This window comes from Kocuria sp. (assembly GCF_030536815.1).
GTDB classification, from domain to species: domain Bacteria; phylum Actinomycetota; class Actinomycetes; order Actinomycetales; family Micrococcaceae; genus Kocuria; species Kocuria gwangalliensis.
Window position 1 is genome coordinate 1 of record NZ_JAUNPE010000252.1, and the last position, 2,440, is coordinate 2,440.

1 protein-coding gene is annotated in these 2,440 nt (G+C 66.6%); it reads right to left on the bottom strand.

Features of this window, described 5'->3' with window-relative positions; genetic code table 11:
- Nucleotides 1-128: 128 nt before the first annotated feature.
- The coding region (locus Q4E95_RS12840) for a bifunctional polysaccharide deacetylase/glycosyltransferase family 2 protein (protein ID WP_303383674.1) at nucleotides 129-2,440 on the bottom strand (2,312 nt) is incomplete at its 5' end.

Sequence of the window (2,440 nt, forward strand, 5' to 3'; positions counted from 1 at the left end):
TCGCCAAGCGGTTCCAGGAGCTGTCCTCCGCGCAGCTGGTGGACCTGGCCATGGCATTCAACCTGTGGGAGCGGCTGCGGGAGGCGGGGTAGGGCCACCCGCAGCAGCGCCCGGCAGGACCCCGGATCTCAGACGCGTCCGGCCTTGGCCTCCAGTGAGGTGAGGTCCAGCACGCTGTTGGTGCGCTCCGGCTTGTACCAGCCGACCATCCGTCCCTTGAGCGCTTGCAGCAGGGAAGCGTAGAGCAGGTAGGCGCGCAGGGGTTCGTAGATCAGCCGGTAGACCGGCACCACCAGCAGGTGGGTCCAGGACTCACCCACCATGCGCAGGGCCAGCACGCAGATCAGCATGTGCAACCCGGCCACGAAGGCTGCGAAGATCGCGATCGCCTGCCAGTTACCGGACGCCAGGATCAGTGCCGCCATCAGCACGGTCAGGGGCAGGAAGAGCAGCGGGACAACCGTGGCGAGCATTGTGTAGGGCAGGGTGAGCATGCCCAGCGCCCGGTAGCGGGGACGGAAGAGCATGTCCGCGTGCTTCCACAGTGCCTGGAGATTACCGTAGGTCCAGCGCAGCCGCTGTTTGGCCAGCCCCTTGGCCGTGATGGGGGCCTCGGTCCACGCCACGGCCCGGTTCTCCTGGACCACCTTGTACCCCAGTTTCTGCAGGGTCATGGTCAGGTCCGCGTCCTCCGCCAGGGTGTCGTGGGAGTATCCCCCGGCAGCCTGCAGGGCTTCCTTCCGCCACGCCGCACATGCCCCGGGCACGATGGAGATCGCCCCGATCACACCCTCGGCCACCCTGGTCACGCAGATGCCGGAGATGTACTCCAGGGACTGCCACATGGTCAGCAGGTTGGAGCGGTTGCCCACCTTGATGTGCCCGGCCACCGCGCCCACCCGGCGGTCGCCGTCGGTGTCGTAGAAGTGACGGGCGAGCATCCGGATGGTCTGCGGCTCGAAGATGGTGTCCCCGTCGAGGGTCACCACGATCTCCCCGTTCGCGGCCAGGATGGCCTGATTGGAGGCGACCGACTTACCGGCGTTGGGTTGGGTGAGCACCCGCAGCTGTGGCCACCCGGCGGCCACCTCGCGCAGGATCGCACCGGTGCCGTCCGTGGAGCCGTCGTCAACCACGATGACCTCGAAGTTCGGGTAGTCGCTGGCCCGCAGCGAATCCAATGTGCGGGCCACCACGAGTTCCTCGTTGAACACCGGCAGGATCACGCTCACCAGCGGCAGCTCGTGCTCGGGCAGCTGTCGCCACACCCGCTTCTTCTGCCGCCGATTGCCCACGAGTGCCAGAACGATGTAGAGGACGGACATGATCGTGAGGGAACCGATGCCGAACCAGAACAGCCAGCTCATGGCCACGGACGGAGCCACCGAGACCCCCGCAACCGTCACGGCAACGGCCTCGTCCCCGACCGTGGCTTCCACGTTCTTCTCCGCCTGGTACTGCTCAGGGGCGATGGTGTCGACCGTGGTGAACGTGTAGCCCTCGTTCTTGGCCTCCTGGATGAGCTCGCGCAGGGCCTCGACCGAGGCGGTGCGGTCCCCGCCGCTGTCGTGCATCAGCACAACGTGTCCTTCCCCGTCCAGATCGGGCACGGGGACGTCCTCGCCCGGGGCGTAGCTCCAGTCCTCGGTGTCGATGTCGAAGTTGACGTGCAGGTATCCCAGCTGCTGGGCCTGCAACAGCGGCAGCGGGTTGTTGTCGGCGTCGGCCTCCGGGATGCGGAACAGGGACGAGGCGTAGCCGCCCACCGCGCGCATCTCCCGGTCGGTGCTGATCACCTCTTCACGGTTGAACAAGCTGCTGGTGTCGGAGGTCGCGTGGGTCATGGTGTGGTTACCCACGGAATGCCCCTCCTTGATAATGCGCTGGAACACATCGGGATTCTCCGCCACACTGGTTCCGATCGTGAAGAACGTGGCGGGCACGCCCTCCTCGGAGAGCACATTGAGGATCTCGGTGGTGTACTCGGCGTCGGGTCCGTCGTCGAAGGTCAGCACCAGCTGCCCGTCGGCGGGAGCACCGAAGTGCTCCAGGGCGTAGGGGCTGTCCCCCACCGTGGCGATTTCGTCGTCGGTCAGTACCCGGAAGACGTCATCGCTGAACGGATCGGCCAGCACCTTTTGCCCGTCGACCTCCTCGATCAGACCGATGCGCGAGAACGCGTAGCCGTCCTCGTCGCCCAGTACCGGGATGTCTTCCTCGTCCCCGCTGGCCAGCAGTTCCTGCGCATACTCGATGTCCTGGTTCTGCGCCTGGGTGGAGGTCGGTGCCAGCGCCTGCGGCACCACCCACGCAAGTGAACCGGCTAGGAGCAACAGGACCAGCACCAGCCCGGCGAGGATCCGGCGCCAGCGCTTCCCGCTCGAATCGAAGAACACCGGTGTGGCAGCCGTGCTGCCCGTGCGCCCGGGCCCCGATCCTC